The 18,318-nt window shown below is 68.1% G+C and carries 15 protein-coding genes; 10 read left to right on the top strand and 5 right to left on the bottom strand.

Annotation, left to right across the window (positions count from 1 at the left end; all coding sequences use genetic code 11):
- Positions 1–183: 183 nt before the first annotated feature.
- Positions 184–888: a GntR family transcriptional regulator gene (locus DELCS14_RS21590; RefSeq protein ID WP_013803542.1), complete on the bottom strand. Its 705-nt coding sequence runs from the start codon at positions 886–888 to the stop codon at positions 184–186.
- 147 nt (positions 889–1,035) lie between these two features.
- Between DELCS14_RS21590 and DELCS14_RS21585 the strand changes: the two genes are divergently transcribed.
- The 7 genes from DELCS14_RS21585 (at position 1,036) to DELCS14_RS21555 (ending at position 9,969) form a co-directional block, all read left to right on the top strand.
- Entirely contained in the window at positions 1,036–1,992 is a 957-nt protein-coding gene (locus tag DELCS14_RS21585) for an SMP-30/gluconolactonase/LRE family protein (RefSeq protein ID WP_013803541.1), read from the top strand.
- A gap of 90 nt (positions 1,993–2,082) precedes the next feature.
- Complete coding sequence (locus DELCS14_RS21580) at positions 2,083–3,810, top strand: acetolactate synthase catalytic subunit (RefSeq protein WP_013803540.1); 1,728 nt, start codon at positions 2,083–2,085, stop codon at positions 3,808–3,810.
- Positions 3,810–4,577: an SDR family oxidoreductase gene (locus DELCS14_RS21575; protein ID WP_013803539.1), complete on the top strand. Its 768-nt coding sequence runs from the start codon at positions 3,810–3,812 to the stop codon at positions 4,575–4,577. Before DELCS14_RS21580 ends, DELCS14_RS21575 begins: the two co-directional genes overlap by 1 nt.
- 199 nt (positions 4,578–4,776) lie before the next feature.
- Entirely contained in the window at positions 4,777–5,769 is a 993-nt protein-coding gene (locus tag DELCS14_RS21570; protein ID WP_012204208.1) for a tripartite tricarboxylate transporter substrate binding protein, read from the top strand.
- A 73-nt stretch (positions 5,770–5,842) separates the two neighbouring features.
- The gene (locus DELCS14_RS21565; RefSeq protein WP_043796423.1) at positions 5,843–6,391 is read left to right on the top strand and encodes a sigma-70 family RNA polymerase sigma factor; all 549 of its coding nucleotides are present in this window, start codon (positions 5,843–5,845) and stop codon (positions 6,389–6,391) included.
- A gap of 1 nt (position 6,392) precedes the next feature.
- Entirely contained in the window at positions 6,393–7,400 is a 1,008-nt protein-coding gene (locus tag DELCS14_RS21560; protein ID WP_013803537.1) for a FecR domain-containing protein, read from the top strand.
- A gap of 115 nt (positions 7,401–7,515) precedes the next feature.
- Positions 7,516–9,969 (top strand): TonB-dependent receptor, encoded by a 2,454-nt coding sequence (locus DELCS14_RS21555; RefSeq protein WP_013803536.1) that lies wholly within the window; start codon positions 7,516–7,518, stop codon positions 9,967–9,969.
- Between the two features lie 75 nt (positions 9,970–10,044).
- Here DELCS14_RS21555 and DELCS14_RS21550 read toward each other — a convergent pair whose 3' ends face one another.
- The 3 genes from DELCS14_RS21550 to DELCS14_RS21540 all read right to left on the bottom strand — a co-directional run bounded on the left by DELCS14_RS21550 (position 10,045) and on the right by DELCS14_RS21540 (position 13,038).
- On the bottom strand, positions 10,045–11,142 hold the full coding sequence (locus DELCS14_RS21550; RefSeq protein ID WP_013803535.1) for a crosslink repair DNA glycosylase YcaQ family protein: 1,098 nt from the start codon (positions 11,140–11,142) through the stop codon (positions 10,045–10,047).
- A 77-nt stretch (positions 11,143–11,219) separates the two neighbouring features.
- On the bottom strand, positions 11,220–12,152 hold the full coding sequence (locus DELCS14_RS21545) for a DUF4349 domain-containing protein (protein ID WP_013803534.1): 933 nt from the start codon (positions 12,150–12,152) through the stop codon (positions 11,220–11,222).
- A 58-nt stretch (positions 12,153–12,210) separates the two neighbouring features.
- Complete coding sequence (locus DELCS14_RS21540; protein ID WP_013803533.1) at positions 12,211–13,038, bottom strand: hypothetical protein; 828 nt, start codon at positions 13,036–13,038, stop codon at positions 12,211–12,213.
- Between the two features lie 357 nt (positions 13,039–13,395).
- Between DELCS14_RS21540 and DELCS14_RS21535 the strand changes: the two genes are divergently transcribed.
- From DELCS14_RS21535 to DELCS14_RS21525, 3 genes are all read left to right on the top strand, one after another.
- The gene (locus DELCS14_RS21535) at positions 13,396–14,640 is read left to right on the top strand and encodes a cyclopropane-fatty-acyl-phospholipid synthase family protein (protein WP_013803531.1); all 1,245 of its coding nucleotides are present in this window, start codon (positions 13,396–13,398) and stop codon (positions 14,638–14,640) included.
- A gap of 482 nt (positions 14,641–15,122) precedes the next feature.
- Positions 15,123–15,896 (top strand): SDR family oxidoreductase, encoded by a 774-nt coding sequence (locus DELCS14_RS21530; RefSeq protein WP_012204216.1) that lies wholly within the window; start codon positions 15,123–15,125, stop codon positions 15,894–15,896.
- 40 nt (positions 15,897–15,936) lie between these two features.
- A complete protein-coding gene (locus tag DELCS14_RS21525; protein WP_043796871.1) occupies positions 15,937–16,869 on the top strand; it encodes a LysR family transcriptional regulator in 933 nt (310 codons plus the stop codon).
- Here the strand turns inward: DELCS14_RS21525 and DELCS14_RS21520 are convergent.
- A complete protein-coding gene (locus tag DELCS14_RS21520) occupies positions 16,823–17,947 on the bottom strand; it encodes a sterol desaturase family protein (protein WP_013803529.1) in 1,125 nt (374 codons plus the stop codon). The two genes, DELCS14_RS21525 and DELCS14_RS21520, sit on opposite strands and share 47 nt — an antisense overlap.
- Positions 17,948–18,318: the final 371 nt, after the last annotated feature.

Below are 18,318 nucleotides of genomic sequence, written 5' to 3'. Positions count from 1 at the left end.
AACGGGCCGATGCATCATGGGCGTGTGTGCCGAAAGATTGGGAGCCGGGGAGAGCTGTCTGCTTTGCGAGAGGTCGCTCATTGGTTTGGGAATCAACGGGTTGCAGCGGGGCGAAGGCGCTAGACAAAACCTGCATGGATGGCACGGAGCAACTACGAAAGCACAGGCGTGGGGGGCAAAGTCTTAGCCCGCCACTACCCACTCCTGCGGAAACTCCAACCCATCATCCTTCGCAATCTTCCTGAGGATATGCAGGCAGGCGCTTTGCAGGTCCTGCACCACGGCCTGCCGGGCGGCGGGGCCGTCCCTTTGCTCCAGCGCATGGATCAGCCGGATGTGCGGATGTTCGGTCGCGCGGGCGTAGGTACCCCGGTACAGGTAGCGCACGGAGGGGCCGCACTTGAGCCACAGCAGGCCGATGAGGCTGGCCAGCACGGGCTGCTGCGCGGCTTCGATGATGGAGAAGTGGAAGCGCTCGTTGGCGATCAGCGTGGCGTCGTCGTCCACGGCGATGGATTTTTCCAGGTCCTGGTGCAGCTGGGTGAGGGTGTCGATGAAGCCCTGGCCCGGATGGCGGCTGGCGGCAGCTGCGGCGGCGCGGCCTTCCAGTTCGATGCGCAGGGCGATGATTTCCACGTACTGCTCCACGCTGAGCACGGGCACGGTGGCCACGCCGCGGTCGTCCAGGTCCAGGGCGCCTTCGGAGGCCAGGCGCTGTATGGCATCGCGCACGGGCGTGGGGCTGATGCCGAACTCTTCGGCCAGGCTGCGATAGACGAGGCGCTGCGCGGGTTGCAGCTGGCCTCTCACGATGGCGTCGCGGATCTGCAGATAGGTTTTTTCGGCAAGGGTCTGATTGGTTCGGATCTGTGAAAAAACGCTGGACATCGGGCCTCCGCAACTGCTTGGGCGCAATGGTACCTCCCGAGGAAGGACGGTTTGCCCATGGCCACGGTGTGCGGCTTTGCCAAGGGCTAACCCTGTAATTGGTGTTTGATGCATCAAGTACCATGCATCATATCTAAGGGAGGGTGCATGCGGGCATACACGTTGGAAAAAGCAGAACCAAGGATTCGTGAGCTGGCCGACGGCCTGGAGTTTCCCGAAGGCCCGGTGGCCATGCCCGATGGATCGGTCGTGCTGGTGGAGATCGCCAACGGCTGGCTGACCCGGGTGACGGCCGATGGCACAAGGCGGCAGCTCGTCCACCTGGGTGCAGGCCCGAACGGCGCCGCCATAGGCCCCGGCGGCAAGCTGTTCATCTGCAACAACGGTGGCTTCCAGTGGCACCGCAGTGTGGAGCATGGGCTGCGGCCCATAGGCCAGGCCAACGACTATTCAGGCGGGCGCATAGAGGCCGTGGACCTGGCCTCGGGCCAGGTCGAATGCCTGTACACGCAAAGCGGCAGCGGACCCTTGAAGGGGCCCAACGACCTGGTCTTCGACCGGCATGGCGGGTTCTGGTTCACCGACCACGGCAAGGTGCGGCCGCGTGAGGCGGACCGGGGCGGCGTCTGCTACGCGCTGGCCGATGGCAGCGCCATCCGCGAGGCCGTCTTCCCGCTGTGGTCGCCCAACGGAATCGGTCTTTCTCCCGATGAGAAGACGCTCTATGTGGCGGAGACCTTCACGGGGCGGCTGTGGGCCTTCGATATCGGCGAGCCCGGGCACATCCTGGCCCGGCCCTGGCCCGATTCGCCCAATGGCGGACGGCTGGTCTGCCGCCTGCTTGGCATGCAGAACATCGACTCCCTGGCCGTGGATGCCGAAGGGAACATCTGCCTTGCCACGCTGGGCGAGGGCGGCATCACCGTGGTCTCGCCAGCCGGGCAGGTGCTGCACCGGGTCGAGTTGCCCGACCCCATGACCACCAACATCTGCTTTGGTGGCAAGGACCTGAAGACGGCTTTTGTCACCCTGTCTTCCACGGGGCGGCTGGTGGCGCTGGACTGGCCGTGTCCTGGATTGCCTTTGAATTTCCTGAATAGATAAGTTCCCCCTGGCTTCCCTTTCCGTATCGCTGGCGATTGCCATGGCGAGGGAGCCGCTACGCCTTTTTTTGTTGAACGGAAACCGCAACCCATGTCGAAACCCCTGAGCAACCCTGGATTGAACAAGCAGGACACCGTAGGCCACCTGGTGGCCCGGGTCCTGAAGCGGCACGGCATCACGCAGTTCTTCGGGCAGAGCCTGCCCAGCATGTTCGTGCTGGCCGCCGAGGAATTGGGCCTGCGCCAGATCGCCTACCGCACCGAGAACGCGGGCGGCTACATGGCCGATGCCCATGCCCGCATGAGCGGCAGGCCGGCTGTGATCACCGCGCAGAACGGGCCGGCCGCCGCGCTGCTGGTGGCGCCGCTGGCCGAGGCGCTGAAGGTCTCCATCCCCATCATCGCGCTGGTGCAGGACGTGGCGCGCGACCAGACTGACAGGAACGCCTTCCAGGACCTGGACCACATAGGCCTGTTCAAGCCCGTGACCAAGTGGGTGCGGCGCGTGGACCAGGCATCGCGCGTGGAGGACTATGTGGAGCAGGCCATCATCGCCGCCTGCAGCGGCCGGCCTGGCCCCGTGGCGCTGATGCTGCCGGCCGACCTGCTCACCGAGCCTGCCCAGCCCTCCAGCGTGCCCCGGCCCGCTGCACTGGCCCGCTTTCCGCTGGACCGCGCCGTGCCCGAACGGCAATTGCTGGAACAGGCAGTAGGCGCGCTGCTCCAGGCCCGTGCGCCGGTCATCGTTGCCGGTGGCGGCGTGCACATCTCGGGTGCCAGCGAGGCACTGAGCGCCTTTGCCGATGCGCTGAGCCTGCCCGTGGCCACCACCAACATGGGCAAGGGTGCCGTGGCCGAAACGCATGAGCTGTCGCTGGGCGTGGTCGCCAACTGCCTGGGGCCCAATGGCTCGGGCCGCTACCTGAAGGATTTCGTGGCCGGGGCGGACGTGGTGTTCCTGATCGGCAACCGCACCAACCAGAACGGCACGGACAGCTGGACGCTGTACCCGCGCGATGCGCAATTCATCCACCTCGATATCGACGGCCAGGAGATAGGGCGCAACTACGACGCCATGCGCCTGGTGGGCGATGCGCGGCTGGCGCTGCAAGCCATGCTGGACATCGCCGCGCCGCTGGATCTGTCGGCCCGTACCGGCCAGCGCGCTGCCTTGGCCGCACGCATTGCCGAGGGCAGGGAAAGGCACCGGCAGGAATCAGCCGAAGTGCGCCTGTCCAACGCCGCACCCATCCGGCCCGAGCGCATCATGCATGAGCTCGACGCCCTGCTGACCGCCAAGGACACCGTGGTGGCAGATGCCAGCTACTCCACGCTGTGGGTCACCAACTACCTGACCGCGCGCCGGGCCGGCCAGCGCTTCATCACGCCGCGCGGCCTGGCGGGCCTGGGCTGGGGCATGCCCATGGCCATGGGCGCGCGCCTGGCGCAGGACGGCGGCCAGGTGTTCTGCCTGGTGGGCGACGGTGGCTTCGGCCATGTGTGGTCGGAGATGGAGACCTGCAGGCGCATGGGCATCAAGGTCATCACCGTCCTCATCAACAACGGCATCCTGGGCTACCAGAAGCATGCCGAGCACGTGAAGTTCGGCGAGCACACCTCGGCCGTGAACTTCAGCGGCGTGGACCACGCGGCCATCGCACGGGCCTGCGGCATACACGGCGTGCGCGTGGAATCGGCCGATGCCATCGCCCCCGCGCTGCGCGCCGCCATGGCCGCCGAAGAGGCCACGCTGATCGAGGTCATGTGCACCGAAGACGCCTTTCCCCCCATCACCTTCTACACGCCGGAGAGCCACTGATGAGCGCGCCTGAGAACTTCCCCCTCCGCACGGCCCTGGTGACCGGCGCCGCACGCGGCATCGGCCTGGCCACCGCCATCGAACTGCTGCGCGACGGCCGCCGCGTGGTGCTGGCTGACCTGGCCGCGCCCGACCTGGATCTGGTTCCGCAGGAACTGCGTGCCCGGGCCAGCGCCGTGGTGCTCGATGTCTGCGACGAGGCAGCCCGCCAGCGCGTGGTCGCGGACATGGTGCAGCGCCATGGCGGCGTGGACATCCTGGTCAACAACGCCGGCATCAGCCTCAAGAACGCCAACGGACAGTCCAACGGCATTCTCGAAGTGGGGCTGGGCGAGGTGCAGCAGATCCTGGACGTCAACCTGCTGTCCATGCTGCGCCTGTGCCAGCTGGCGCTGCCGGGCATGAAGCAGCGGGCCTGGGGGCGCATCGTCAACGTGTCCTCGCTGGCCGGGCGCGGCAAGTCCATCGTGGCCGGCCCCGCCTACATGCTGAGCAAGTCCGCCGTGCTGGGCCTGAGCCGCTCCATCGCCTCGGAGATGGGCCAGTACGGCATCACCACCAACTGCGTGGCGCCGGGCCGCATCCTGACGCCGATGGCGCAGCAGGCCGGCGACGAGGTCAACCGCCGCTATGCCGAGCAGATCCCCGTGCGGCGCCTGGGCGAGGCGGCCGAGGTCGGTGCCGCCATCCGCTACCTGTGCAGCGAGTCTGCGGGCTTCACCAATGGCGCGGTGATCGACGTCAACGGCGGCTTCTTCATGAATTGAGGAAGGACGACCCCCTGAGCGGCTGCGCCGCTTCCCCCTCTCGCTTCGCGGGGGGACGGCACCCTCGGTGCGGGGCGGCCCTTCCTCGGTGCCCCCACTTCCAGGGCGTGCCTGTTTCCCGGTCAGTGGGTAGTGCGCAGCACCGTGAAAGCACGACTTCCAAAGACGACAGAACCCAAGATCGCAACGAGAGACAACCATGCATGCATATCCATCCCCCGCATCTCGCAGATGCCTGCTTTCGGCCTTCTGCGCGGCAGCGCTGGCGGCCGCAGCCGGCGCCCCGGCGCTGGCCCAGGGCACGGACGCGTTTCCCGAGCGGGAACTGACCCTGATCATCAACTACGGCGCAGGCGGCAATACCGACGTGGCCTCGCGCGCCATCGGCAATGCCATGGAGGGCCTGCTCAAGAAGCCCGTGGTGCCCAACAACCGCGCGGGAGCGCAGGGCACGCTGGGCGTCTCGTCGCTGGCCCGGCAAAAGCCCGACGGCTATACGCTGGGCGTGGTGACGTTTTCGACCATCGCCATCACGCCCCACCTCATGAAGGTGGACTACAAGGTCGATGACTTCGACTTCATCGCAGGCGTGGCCCGCTACCGCTATGGCGTGGCCGTGCGCGCGGACTCGCCCTACAAGACCATGGCCGACCTGGTGGCCGCGTCCCGCCAGGGCAAGGGCATCTTCTTTGGCGCGCCGTCCGCGCCCAACAACCTGGCCATGTACGAGCTGGGGCGCAAGACGGGCGGCAGGTTCGAGGAGATCAACTACAAGTCTGGCGCCGAGACCGTGGCCGGCCTGATCGGCGGGCAGGTGGACGTCATCGTGCAGAACCCTTCGGACATCGTCCAGCACGTCAAGGCCGGAAAAATGCGCCTGCTCGCCAGCGCCAGCCCCATGCGCTGGAAGGAGTTGCCCGAGGTGCCCACGCTCAGGGAGCAGGGCTACGACGTGGAGATCGACTCCTGGATCGGCCTGGCCTACCCCAAGGGCGTGCCCCCGGCCCTGCGCGACAGGCTGGAGCGCGTCGCCATGGCAGCTGCCGAGGGCCCCCAGGTGGCGCGCATCTTCGAGTCAGCCGGCGTGGACCCGGCGCCGCTCACCGGCGCCGAATACCGCAGAAAGCTGGTCCAGGGCCATGAGTCCATGGGCGCGGCCATCAAGGCGGCGAATCTGCCGCGCATGAACTGAGGGCGGTCCGGCTGCCCTGGGGGAATGGTGGAATGCAAACCATTCTTATTGCGGACGGCTAAAATACCGCCCCATGTCCGTGCCGCACACGCCTCCAGAATCCATGCTCCAGGTCCAGCAGCTGTATGTGGGCCACCATGCCTGGCTGCTGTCGCGTCTGAAGGCCCGGCTGCGCGACACGGCCGAGGCGCAGGATGTGGCGTCCGAGACCTTTGTGCGCGTGGTGGCGGCGCGCCCCGCTGCCGTGGTGCAGGAGCCGCGCGCGTTTCTGACCACCATTGCCAAGCGCCTGCTGTTCACGCTGTGGCGCCGGCGTGAGCTGGAGCGGGCCTATCTGGAGACCCTGGCCCTGCAGCCCGAGGAGCTGGCGCCTTCTCCCGAAGAGCGCGCCGTGCTGCTGGAGACGCTGGAGCACATCGCCCAGGCGCTGGACGGCCTGCCGCTCAAGGCGCGCCAGGCCTTTTTGCTGAGCCAGATCGACGGCCTGACCTACCAGGCCATTGCCGACCAGCTGGACATTTCCCTGAGCACGGTGCGCCGCCACATGGCCGAGGCCTTCCGGCGCATCGCCATCGCGCTGGCCCGCCAGCAGGCCGGCATTGCGGTGGCGCGCGGCGGCTGACATGGCGGCCTCTCTTTCGCAGGACGGCAGCAGTCTGGATGCTGCCACCGAGGCGGCCGTGGGCTGGCTGGTCACGCTGAACTCGGGCTCCGTCAGCGATGGCGAGCGCCAGGGTTTCGAGCAATGGCTGCGGGCCGATGCCGGCCACCGCCTGGCCTGGGAGCGGCTGCAGGCACCGCTGCAGCAGATGCTGTCGCCGCTGCGCACCGGCGCGCCTGCGGCCTCGGGCAGCCTGATGGGCCAGGCGCTGCAGCGTGCCGAATCGCGCATCCGCCGTCGCCGCAGCCTGCTGCGCGGCGCGCTGGGATTGGGCGGCATGGCTGTGGGCACCGCCTTCGTGGCCCACCGCCACGCACCCATCAGCCAATGGGCTGCCGACCTGCGCACCGGCACGGGCGAGCGGCGTGATTTTGCGTTGCCCGATGGCAGCACCATCACGCTGGATGCGCGCTCGGCGGCTGACCTGGACTTCAGTGGTGGCCGCCGCACCGTCATCCTGCGCCAGGGCACGCTGCTGGCGCATGCGGCGCCACAGGCCTGGGAGGCAGGGCAAGGGGGCGCCGCCTTCACCGTGCGCACGGCCCACGGCCAGGTGCGCGCGCTGGGCACGCGCTTCGTGGTGCGCCAGGAGGCCGGCAGCAGCCTGGTGAGCATGCTTGAGCACAGCGTGGAGATCACCACGCCACAGGGTGCAAGCCAGGTGCTGGCCCAAGGCCGCAGTGCACGCTTCGGTCCGGCAGGCATTGCCGAGGATGCGACCGAGCCCGGCACCGCCTCGGCCTGGCAGCGCGGCATGCTGGAGGCGCATGACCAGCCGCTGGGCGATGTGGTGCAGGCCCTGCGTGCCTACCGCGCGGGCTTCATCCGCGTGGCGCCGCGTGCGGCGGCCCTGCATGTCTACGGCACGTTCTCGCTGGACGACACCGACCGCGCCCTGGCGGCGCTGGCCGAGACCCTGCCCATTGCCGTGAACGTCTACCAGCGTGGCTGGCTGGTGACCATCGAGTGACTATCGGGTGAGGTCGGTGCCTGCGCGCAAAAAAATGAACACTTTTTGCGGCGCGCTCGACAAGCCTTGGAAACCTGCTTTTCAGGCCCTTCCAACCTCCTTGTCGAGAACCCGCATGCTGCTCTCCTGCCCCTTGCCCTTGCGCACCTTGGCCGCTGCCGCCCTGGCCTGCGCGCTGAGCGCCCACGCCCAGACTTCCCCTTCCGCGCCCGCTGCGCCAGCCGCCTCGTCCGTGCGCAGCTACGACCTGCCGGCCCAGCCGCTGGGCAGCGCGCTGGCGCGCATAGGCGCCGAAAGCGGCCAGCAGATCGGCATCGACGCCGAGCTGGTGCGCGGTCTGACCGCGCCCGCCGTGCGCGGCAGCTACACGCCCGAGCAGGCCGCGCGCGCGGCACTGCAGGGCAGCGGGCTGGAGCTGGTGCGCACGGGCTCGGGCAACTGGGGCCTGCGCACCGCAGCGCCCGCTCCAGCCTCTGCAGCTGCCGCTGCACGCACCGCAGGCACGGCCCAGGCCATGGCCGAGGTGCGCGTCACGGCCCAGGCCATCACCAGCCCCACCACCGAGCAGACCGGCTCCTACACCACGCGCGCTCTGAGCATCGGCAAGATGGAGCAGTCCATTCGCGAGACACCGCAGTCGGTCACCGTGGTCACGCGCCAGCAGATGGATGACCAGAACCTGTCTTCCGTCGAAGACGTGATCCTGCAGACCACGGGCGCCACCAAGTCGCAGCGCAACTTCGGGGCACACGTCTACATGATGCGCGGCTACGAAATCCCGGACTCCAACTACCTGCTCGACGGCGTGGCCGGCGGCACCTACAGCCCCACGGGCTGGGTGCCCATGGACACGGCCATCCTCGACCGCGTGGAGGTGCTGCGCGGCGCAGGCGCCCTGGTGGTGGGCGCGGGCGACCCCAGCGGCGTGGTCAACATGGTGCGCAAGCGCCCGCGTGCGGAAAAGCACTTCGAGTTTGCCCAGAGCATCGGCTCCTGGAACAACTTTCGCACCGAGATCGATGGAGGCGGCGCGGTCAACGAGGCCGGCACGGTGCGCGGCCGCGTGGTGGCCGCCTATACCGACCGCCACAGCTTCATCGACCTGGTGCATTCGCGCTCGCCCATGCTCTACGGCGTGATCGACGCCGACCTGGGCGCCGGCACCAAGGTCACGGCGGGCTACCGACATGAACAGACCGACATCGACGGCTACAGCATCTTCGGCCTGCCCAGCTACTCCAACGGCGCCTCGCTGGGCCTGCCGCGCTCCACTTCGCTGGGCCAGCGCTGGAACCGCCACGAGGCCCAGGTGGACGATGTGTTCGGCGAGGTCGAGCACCGCATGGGCGGCGACTGGGTGGCCAAGCTCACGCTCAACCACGGCAAGACCACCATCGACCAGAAGCTGGGATCGGCGCGCGGCGCCATCGATCCCGTTACCCTGCAGGGCCTGCGCTACGTGGGCAACGATTTCATTGCGCGCGACATCGATGCCACGGGGCTGGATGCCAACGTCACCGGCAGCTTTCAGGCGCTGGGCGGCACGCACAAGGTCATGTTCGGCACCAGCTGGACCCAGCAGAAGGTGCTGACCCAGTCGGCCTCCTCTGGCGAGGCCATGCCCCTGGACGTCTTCCGTTTCGACCATTCGCGCATCCCCGATCCCGTGGCTCCCCCTTATGACTTCAGTCTCAGGGAGCGCAAGCAACTGCTGGGCATCTACGGCAGCGGGCGCCTGCAGCTGGCCGAACGCCTGCACCTGCACCTGGGCGGGCGCCTGAACTGGTTCAAGTTCCGCTCCAACGACACCTTCACCGGCGCCCTGACCAACGACTACCGCGAAAACGGCCGCTTCACGCCGTATGCGGGCCTGGTCTACGACCTGGACAAACTCTGGTCGGTCTATGCCAGCTACACCAGCACCTTCCAGCCCCAGTCGCAGTACGCCACCGTGCAGGGCAACCGCCTCAAGCCCGCCGTGGGCGCCAACTACGAGGCCGGCATCAAGGGTGAACTGTTCGAGCGCAAGCTCAACGTGGCCTTCTCGGTGTTCAACATCAAGAAGCGCGACGTGGCCGTGTTCGACACCGGCAACGAAGGCCTGTGCCCTGGCGTCACCACCAATGACTGCTACCGCAACTCCAGCGTGCTGCGCAGCAAGGGCTTCGATGCCGAGATCGGTGGCGAGCTTGCACGCGGCTGGCAGGTCTCGGGCGGCTACACCTGGCTGAACACGCGCGACGACGAAGGCAGCTCGCTGAGCACCGACACCCCGCGCAGCCTGCTGCGCGTGTCCACCAGCTACGCGCTGCCCGGCGAATGGTCGGCCTGGAAGGTGGGCGCCAACCTCAGCGCGCAAAGCCATGCCCGCGTGGACACCGTGCAGAACCCCGGCCATGCCGTGCTGGACCTGCGTGCCTCCTACCGCATCAACCGCAACTGGACGGCGGCGCTCAACATCGGCAACGTGACCGACAAGGTCTACTGGGCTGCCGTGGGCGGCGCGCGCAACGGCACCTACTACGGCATGCCGCGCAATGCCACGCTCACGCTGCGCGGAACCTTCTGAACGGACTGCCCCTGAGCTGCCTTGCCGCTGCTCCTGTGGGGCGGCAACCGCGCGCAGGGGGCGAGTGCCTGCGCCTCAGCGCGGCGCCAGGAACAGCTCCATGCGCTGCAGCTCCTCATCCAGCGCGCTGCGAAAGGCGGCATCGCCGGGCGCCGCGCCGGCCACATAGCCGAATGACGGCTCCAGCCGGCCGTCGCGCGCCTGCAGGTTGGCCCAGCCGATCACCTGGCCCTGCCAGAGCATGGGCAGGGCGTAGTAGCCCAGCTGGCGCCGGGCCGGTGGCGTGTAGGCCTCGAACTTGTAGGTCCAGCCCCAGAGCAGCGTGAAGCGGCGCCGGTCCCAGACCACTGGATCGAAGGGCGCGAGCAGGCGCAGCCGCTCGTCGAAGGCATGGCGGCGCGAGCGTGGGTTCTCGTCGGCGGGCCAGTACCAGGTGGTTCCGTCGATGCGGCAGCTTGCCAGCTGCTCGCGCGCCAGCCGCAGCGCCACCTGGGTCTGCTGCGCCAGGTGGGGCGCGCCATAGCCCAGCAGGCGCACCAGGTAGGTGAGGCTGGGGGCTGGCAGCGGTGCGTACTTGCGCACCACCAGGTCGATCAGCGCGGCGGCGCGCCGGGCGCTGGCGGCGGGGCTATCGTCGGCCGGCGGGTGGGCGATGGCCTCGTAGACGCGCGTGCCGCTGTCACGGCGCTTGACGCGCAGCAGGCCGCGGTAGTGCATGCCGTCGAGCAACTGCGTGCTGGCGCTGCCCGAGCCGCCCCAGTAGTTCTTCACGCTTCCGTGCGAGAAATGCTGCTCCACCTCGCGCGGATGCACGGCGCCGCGCTCGCGCACAAAGGCCAGCACCTCGGCAGCCTTGCGCTGCGTCTCGGCATCCCAGGCCTTGCGGGCCTGGCGCGGGTGCATCAGCGCCAGGTGCTCACTGGGCAGAAAGCCGTAGTTGACCAGGCAGTCCTCGTCGATCGCCAGGCGCGCGTAGCGGCGCTCGAGGTCGCCGGCGCGGTAGTCCTTGACGCGGTGGCGCAGCGTCAGGTCCTGTGCCCGGGCCGGGGCGCGAATCGGGTCTGCCTGCACAAAGCCCAGGCGCTGTATGGCCGCAGGCAGGGTGGTCGGCGTGAACAGGGTGCGCGCCACGGCATGGCGGCGCAGGTCGTCAAGGCTCGGTTCGGTGGGCATGGCTTGATTGGAGCACGGCCGTGCCGCCGGGCGGGCCGGTCTCCGTGCCGCCGTACTTCCTGATCCTGCTGTGCCGCTCAGGCCTTCCTGGCGCGCCTGCGCCGCCACAGCGCGCGCAGCACCCAGCCCAGCGGCAGCACCACCAGCACCAGCCAGGGCAGCACGGCCGCCACGAAGGTGATCAGCGCGGCCATGCTCTCGCCCAGCACATGGCCGGCATCGCGCAGCGCGCGGCCTATGGGGCTGTAGCTGGTGCCGCCCTGCACCAGGGCGCGGGTGGGCGTGAACTGGATCTGTATGTGCTGCTTGCTGGTCTGCTGCTCCAGCACCTTGCGCTGGGCGGCCATGGCGTCCAGCTCGGCCTGCGTGTCCGACAGCGTGCGCTGTATCTCCAGCAGGTCGGACATGGTGCGCCTGGTCGTGGTGTCGCGCAGCATCAGGCGCAGGCTGTCGCGGAATTCGGTACGGTTCCTGATGCGCGCCTCCACGTCGATCACCTCGGCGGTCTTGTCCTCGCTGATGGTGTTCTGCGACACGATGGTGGCCACGCCGGCCAGCGTGCCCAGCAGCCGCTGCACATCGGCCGGCGCCACGCGCATCTCCAGCATGGCGTTGCCGGGCTGCTGGGGCGTCTCGCGCAGCAGCGATGCCGACAGCAGCTCGCAGCGCAGCGTGGCACACAGGTCGCGCACCTGGCCCCAGGCATCGGCCAGCTGCGCCTGCGGCACTTCCACGTTCAGCTCCTGGCGAACGGCCAGGAAGCGCTGGGCCATCTCGTCCTGCGCCGATGTCTCTGGTGCGGCGGCTGCCGCATCCTCGGCCTGCACGGTGGCGGCGCGGCCTTGCTTCATGCCGGCGCCGCCCGCCATGGGCGCGGGGGCGGGCGCAGATTCCATGGCTGCTGTGTCATGCCGCTGGTTGCAGCCCGCAAGGGCCAGCGTGGCAGCCATTGCCAGCGCGGCCGGCAAGGCCATGCGGGAGGGCAGAGTGGAAGGCCGGGGGTGCGTCATGAATTTCCTCTTGAAAACAGGCAAGAACAGGCCGCTGCCAGGACTCAAAGCTCAAGGCTCAGGGCTTGCCGCCGGGGCCGAACATGGTGTCCACCTCGGACTGCAGCTCGAAGATGTCGGACACCGTGTAGAGCCAGTCGCCCTTTTGCAGATGGCCGGGGTCCGGCGGCGTCTCCACGCAGGCCTTGACCAGGGTGAACTGGCCGGCCGGGTCGGGCAGGAACTTCAGGCCCGATATGGAAAACCGCGCCACCCGCCCCACACCATCGTTGTAGCGCCGGCCCCGGGCGCGCACGTCGGCTAGCTCCGCCATCTGCGGCAGGTGGTCGAACACCGCGTCGTAGAACTCGACGATGGGGCTCTGGTTGGTCCTGGCGCAGCCGTGCACGTACAGGGCGTGGAAGCGCCCGTCCAGCTCCATGGCCACCACGTCGGCCGCGCGGTAGAAGGTCAGGCTGTCGGGCAGGCCCGGCGAGCGTTTGGGCGGCGCGGGCGGCGTGTCCAGGAAGTCCTGGCGGATCTGCGCCGACTTGCGAAAAAAATCATCGCTGAGCGCCACCTCGGCATTGAGCACATCGATGGCCGTGCGCGCCGCCGCGTTCAGGCCCGCGTCGGCCAGGCCGTTCCTGTGCAGCACGATCGCCAGGGCCAGCGCCGTCTTGTGCCGGTACAGCGCCGTTGCCTTGGCGTCACCGGCCTGCAGCACGCAGCTCCAGCGCCGCAGCAGGGGCGGCAGGGCATGGCCGCCGTAGTTGGCCGCAATAGCGGCATCGTGCCGGCCCAGCGCAAACGTGCGCGCCATCACGCGCGCCACGTCTTCCTCCAGGGTCTGCACCAGGGTGTCGGCTGCCAGCTTGGACAGCGCCTGGGTATGGGTCATGGCCATGACGTCAGTGGCTCCAGTTCGATGGCAGGTTCCTGAAATCCGGCAGGCCATAGCCGCCGGTGCTGCGTTGTTCGTTGCGGTGCTCGATGCAGTGTTCGATGCTCAGGTCAAAGGCTTGCATGGGTCTGTCGCAGGCGCCTTCGCGCCGGGGCAGTTGGAACGCCGGCCAGTGTGCCCCAAGCCGGGCCGCTGGCGGGGTGTGGGCGCCATCGGGTCTGTATCGATCCGCTACCGGCGCGGGCTGCCGTGCTGACGTCTTGCCGTCACATGAACCGGCAAGACTCGTCATTTGCTTTTCATGCGGTTCATGCGGGTCATGTCAAAAGGGGGGCGCCGCCAGCCCCGGGGAGATGCACGATGTTCTGGGACAAAAAGCTCAGGCGCTGGGCCGAGGCCGTGCGTGCACGGGCCGATCTGCCGGCGCGGCTGGTGCTGTGGAATGGCGAGCAGTTCGACTTCGGCCGCTTCGAGCAGCCGCGCGTCACGCTCACCGTGCGCAGCGCCTCGGCCCTGCCGCTGCTGCTGGACCCCAGCCTGGACCACCTGGGCCAAGCCTATGTGAAGGGCCAGATCGACATCGACGGGCGCCTGCCCGACATCATCGACTTCGGCTATGCGCTGGCTCGCCGCATGTCCAAGACCCAGGGCGCGGGCAAGGGGCCGGGGCGGCTGGCGCTTGCGGCGCGCGCGGCCAGGCGCTTTCGGCACAGCCGCAGCACGGACCGCGAATCCATCCAGTACCACTACGACGTGTCCGACGACTTCTACCGCCTCTGGCTGGACGAGGGCATGGTCTATTCCTGTGCCTACTTCGAGAACGGCGACGAGGACCTGGCCACCGCCCAGCGCCAGAAGCTGGACCACATCCTCACCAAGATCCGCCTGCAGCCCGGCCAGCGCCTGCTGGACATCGGCTGCGGCTGGGGCGCCCTGGTGCTGCGCGCGGCCCAGCACTTTGGCGCGCAATGCGTGGGCGTGACGCTGTCGCGCAACCAGTTCGAAGCGGCCACCGAGCGCGTGCGCGCCGCAGGCCTGGCCGACCGCATCGAGATCCGCCTGCAGGACTACCGCGACGTGCAGGGGCGCTTTGACCGCATCACCAGCGTCGGCATGTTCGAGCATGTGGGCCGCCGCAACCTGCCCATGTACTTTGCGCACATGCGCGAGCTGCTGGCCGATGACGGCCTGGCGCTGAACCACGGCATCACCTCCACCGATGCCGACGTGGGCGCCACGGCGTTGGGCGGCGGTGCGTTCATCGACCGCTATGTGTTTCCTGATGGCGAGCTGCCGCACCTGAGCCTGGCGCTGGAGGCCATGCAGCGTGGGGGGCTGGAGGTGCTGGATGTGGAGGGGCTGCGGCGGCATTACGTGCGCACGTTGCAGTTGTGGCTGGAGCGGTTTGAGGCTTGTGTGCCGGAGATTCGGGCGTTGGTGGAGGAGGAGAGGTTTCGGATTTGGAGGGTGTATTTGGCGGGGTGTGCTTATGCGTTTGAACACGATGATGTGTCTATCTTTCAGGTTGTTTGTCGGAGGGCGGGGCAGGGGGCTGCTTCGTTGGCTTGGTCGCGGAGGTATATGTACGAGCGGACCTTGTCGTGAGGCTTGTCTTGTTCGTCTGGCGTGACGCGGGTTTGGCTTTTTGACCCTGCCGGGTGGTGTTTTTTCGAGGCCGGGTCTCGGCCCGGCGGCCGACCTACTTTCCTTTGTTTCGCCAAAGGAAAGTAGGCAAAGTAAAGGCGACCCGAATTCCCGCGACCCCTTCGCTTCGCTGCGGGCAACCTGCGTCCGGCCGCCTGCGGGGTTCGCCGTGAAACTCACTTCGCGCTGCGCGCTCCGTTCAGACAATCACGGCGAGTCAGATGACGAAGCAGTCCTGTCCTGCGGCAGGACTGCAACCCCGCAGGCGGCCCGACGCAGGCGCGGGCATACGGGAGGGGGAGCGGAGCGGACTGCCGGGGCAGGGGGCGCTGGCGCGGCTGATTGTTCTGGTTTTCTGGATGATCCATCCCGGCTGCGCCGGTTTATCGCGGGGGGCTGGCTGCCTAAGCTGGGTGCTTCATCCAAGCACAAGGAGCGTTTCCATGGCAGACCATTCCATTCGCGGCAAGGTGGCATTGATTGCAGGCGGCGCCAAGAATCTGGGCGGGCTGATTGCCCGTGATCTGGCGGGGCACGGCGCGCGGGCCGTGGTGGTGCACTACAACAGCGAGTCTTCACGGGCCGAGGCGGAGACCACGGTGGCCGCAGTGCGTGCGCTGGGCGCAGAGGCCGTGGCGCTGCAGGGTGATCTGACGCGCGCTGGCGCCGTGGAGCGGCTTTTTGCAGAGGCCGTGGACGCCGTGGGCCGGCCGGACATTGCCATCAACACCGTGGGCAAGGTGCTCAAGAAGCCGCTGATGGAGATCAGCGAGGCGGAGTACGACGAGATGGCTGCCGTCAACGGCAAGTCGGCGTTTTTCTTCCTCAAGGAGGCGGGGCGCCATGTCAACGACCACGGCAAGATCGTGACCCTGGTGACCTCGCTGCTGGGCGCGTTCACGCCGTTCTATTCTTCCTATGCGGGCACCAAGGCGCCGGTGGAGCATTTCACGCGGGCGGCGGCCAAGGAGTTCGGGGCGCGGGGCATTTCGGTCACGGCCGTGGGGCCGGGGCCCATGGACACGCCGTTCTTCTACGGCCAGGAAGGCGCGGACGCCGTGGCCTATCACAAGAGCGCGGCGGCGCTGTCGCCGTTCTCGCCCTCGGGGCTGACGCATATCGAAGACGTGGTGCCCTTCATCCGCCACCTGGTCAGCGACGGCTGGTGGATCACCGGGCAGACCATCCTGATCAACGGCGGCTACACCACCAAGTAGGCCAAGTAGAAGGACCGCTGCACGGACTATGCTGCGTCCCATGGACCGACTCGACCGATACCGGATCTTCATGCAGGTGGCCGAGATGGGCAGCTTCATCAAGGCCGCCCATGCCCTGGACCTGCCGCGCGCCACGGTCTCCGCCGCCGTGCAGCAGCTCGAAGAGCAGGTGGGCGCAAGACTCCTGCACCGCACCACGCGCCAGGTCAGCCTGACGGCCGATGGCGCCCAGTTGCTGGAGCGCCTGCGCCCGCTGCTGTCAGAGGCCGAGGACGTGGAGCAGATGTTCCAGGCCCGCACGCGCCAGGCCACGGGCCGGCTGCATGTGGATGTGCCCAGCCGCATCGCGCGCCGCCTGCTGGCGCCTGCGTTGCCGGGGCTCATGCGCCGGCATCCGGGGCTGCAGCTGGTGCTGGGTTCGTCAGACCGCGCCATTGATCTGGTGCAGGAAGGCGTGGACTGCGCCGTGCGCGTGGGCACGCTGCATGACAGCAGCCTGGTCGTGCGCCCGCTGGGCTGCATTGCCCTCATCAACTGCGCCAGCCCCGCCTACCTGCGCGAGCACGGCCTGCCCGAGCAGCCGCAGGACCTGCTGCACGGCCACTGGAGCGTGGGCTATGCCTCGCCGCGCACGGGGCGGGAACTGCCCTGGGAATGGAATGGGGCGAGCGATGTGGATGGGGTGGATGGAGTGGAAGGGCCGCAGACCCTGGCCGTGCCCAGCCGCGTAGTCACCAACAATGCAGAAAGCTATATCGCCTGCTGCCGCGCCGGCCTGGGGCTGATCCAGATCCCGCGCTATGACGTGCAGCACCTGCTGGACACGGGCGAGCTTGTGGAAGTGCTGCCCGCCCACCGCGCAGCGCCCATGCCCGTGGCCCTGCTGTATCCGCACCGCCGCCAGCGCTCGCGCCGGCTGGCGGTTTTCATCGAGTGGTTCGAGGCGCTGATGAGGCCGAACCTGGAGCCGTAGGCGCAGCCCCGGCCGCCCCGGTCACCGCAGCCGCCCCGGCCGCAGGATGGGGCTGGGCTCCATCGTCGTCATGAATGGGCCGGTAGCCCGGCCCGAAGGACACATCGCCCAGCCGCCAGCCCTCGCGCCGGCGAAACGCTCCCCAGAACCGCTTGAGCGTATGCCACTGCATGGCCACCAGCCCGCGCTCGTTGTCGGCATCCACCTCGGGGTCGCTCACGCCCGTGGGGCGCACGGGCTCGTTGGTGTACAGCGCCGTGCCAAACAGCATGTCCCACCAAGGCAGCACCTGCCCAAAATTGCAGTTGTGGCGCGTGGGCCGTTCGGGGTCGCGCAGCATGTGGTGGTGGCGGTGGAACAGCGGGCCCACCAGCACCCGCTCACCCACGCGGCCCAGCCAGCCCAGGCGCAGCCGCACATTGGCGTGCGAGAAGTTCTGCACCAGCTCGCTCAGCAGCCCCAGCAGCGCAAACTCCGAAGGCTCCACCCCCATCGCCAGCCCCACCGTGGCCAGGATGAAGGACTGCAGCATGCCGTCCAGGTAATGGCTGCGGTCATTGCTCCAGCAGCTCATCTGCCGCTGGCTGTGGTGCATGCTGTGCATGGCCCACCACCAGGGCATCACATGCTGGGCGCGGTGCATCCAGTAATACACCAGGTCGTAGACCACGTAGTACACCAGGAACAGCGCCACCGGATGGTCCGCAAACCACGGCACCCAGTGCTTGAGCCCCGTGGCCTCCTCGGCCGCCGGCCCGCCGCCCAGCATGCTGGCAAACGGCATCAGCACCAGAAAACTGAACAGCGGAAACAGCCCCAGCAGCATCAGCAGCGTGTAGTTGCGGTCCACCGTCGTCAGCCGCCGATCGCTCCAGCGCTCGGCCGGAAACAGACTCTCCAGCGGCCGCATCACGCCCGCGATCAGGAACAACTGCAGCGCGGCAATCAGCACTGCCTTGGCAATCTCGCGCGGATCGCCCGCCGCCTGAGCGATGTCCAGCCAGTGAACGGTGGGGGTTACGGCGTGGGTTGCGAGCCAGGTGATGGCTGCCTGCCACAGCTCGGTCAGTGAAGTCATGTCTTGTGCCTGCAAGAAGGGCCGGGGGAGGGCTGGGGGTTGCGGGCGGGATTATGGGGTGGGGGTGTGGAGGGAGTGTGTGGGAGCGCAGAGGAGGCTGCAATCGACCTGTTGGTGCTGCTGATCTGCGGCATGCGGCCGGCGGCTATCTGCCGCTGCGCACAGCCAGGTGCGATTCATGCAGATCCCGCATTGGGTGGTCGGGTTCGGACGGCAATGCAGATTTCCTCCCACAGATTCTTGAGCTCGGCATCTGGCAACAGTTCGGGCTTTTTTTGTAGGCTAGCGCCTGTGCATCGGTTCGGAAATCCACCGCTAAGCCCGTGCAATACTCGCCCTCGTAGGGGTGAAACCCCAAGCCGTTGTTCGTA

Source organism: Delftia sp. Cs1-4 (genome assembly GCF_000214395.1).
GTDB classification, from domain to species: Bacteria; Pseudomonadota; Gammaproteobacteria; order Burkholderiales; family Burkholderiaceae_C; genus Comamonas; species Comamonas acidovorans.
Note: the sequence above shows the minus strand (reverse complement) of the source record. Positions and strands in the feature narration are given on the sequence as shown.

What these genes read in the sequence shown, in the direction of transcription:
- DELCS14_RS21590 (WP_013803542.1), bottom strand. Translation starts at nt 888, where the DNA reads ATGTCCAGCGTTTTTTCACAGATCCGAACCAATCAGACCCTTGCCGAA.
- DELCS14_RS21585 (WP_013803541.1), top strand. Translation starts at nt 1,036, where the DNA reads ATGCGGGCATACACGTTGGAAAAAGCAGAACCAAGGATTCGTGAGCTG.
- DELCS14_RS21580 (WP_013803540.1), top strand. Translation starts at nt 2,083, where the DNA reads ATGTCGAAACCCCTGAGCAACCCTGGATTGAACAAGCAGGACACCGTA.
- DELCS14_RS21575 (WP_013803539.1), top strand. Translation starts at nt 3,810, where the DNA reads ATGAGCGCGCCTGAGAACTTCCCCCTCCGCACGGCCCTGGTGACCGGC.
- DELCS14_RS21570 (WP_012204208.1), top strand. Translation starts at nt 4,777, where the DNA reads ATGCATGCATATCCATCCCCCGCATCTCGCAGATGCCTGCTTTCGGCC.
- DELCS14_RS21565 (WP_043796423.1), top strand. Translation starts at nt 5,843, where the DNA reads ATGTCCGTGCCGCACACGCCTCCAGAATCCATGCTCCAGGTCCAGCAG.
- DELCS14_RS21560 (WP_013803537.1), top strand. Translation starts at nt 6,393, where the DNA reads ATGGCGGCCTCTCTTTCGCAGGACGGCAGCAGTCTGGATGCTGCCACC.
- DELCS14_RS21555 (WP_013803536.1), top strand. Translation starts at nt 7,516, where the DNA reads ATGCTGCTCTCCTGCCCCTTGCCCTTGCGCACCTTGGCCGCTGCCGCC.
- DELCS14_RS21550 (WP_013803535.1), bottom strand. Translation starts at nt 11,142, where the DNA reads ATGCCCACCGAACCGAGCCTTGACGACCTGCGCCGCCATGCCGTGGCG.
- DELCS14_RS21545 (WP_013803534.1), bottom strand. Translation starts at nt 12,152, where the DNA reads ATGACGCACCCCCGGCCTTCCACTCTGCCCTCCCGCATGGCCTTGCCG.
- DELCS14_RS21540 (WP_013803533.1), bottom strand. Translation starts at nt 13,038, where the DNA reads ATGGCCATGACCCATACCCAGGCGCTGTCCAAGCTGGCAGCCGACACC.
- DELCS14_RS21535 (WP_013803531.1), top strand. Translation starts at nt 13,396, where the DNA reads ATGTTCTGGGACAAAAAGCTCAGGCGCTGGGCCGAGGCCGTGCGTGCA.
- DELCS14_RS21530 (WP_012204216.1), top strand. Translation starts at nt 15,123, where the DNA reads ATGGCAGACCATTCCATTCGCGGCAAGGTGGCATTGATTGCAGGCGGC.
- DELCS14_RS21525 (WP_043796871.1), top strand. Translation starts at nt 15,937, where the DNA reads ATGGACCGACTCGACCGATACCGGATCTTCATGCAGGTGGCCGAGATG.
- DELCS14_RS21520 (WP_013803529.1), bottom strand. Translation starts at nt 17,947, where the DNA reads ATGACTTCACTGACCGAGCTGTGGCAGGCAGCCATCACCTGGCTCGCA.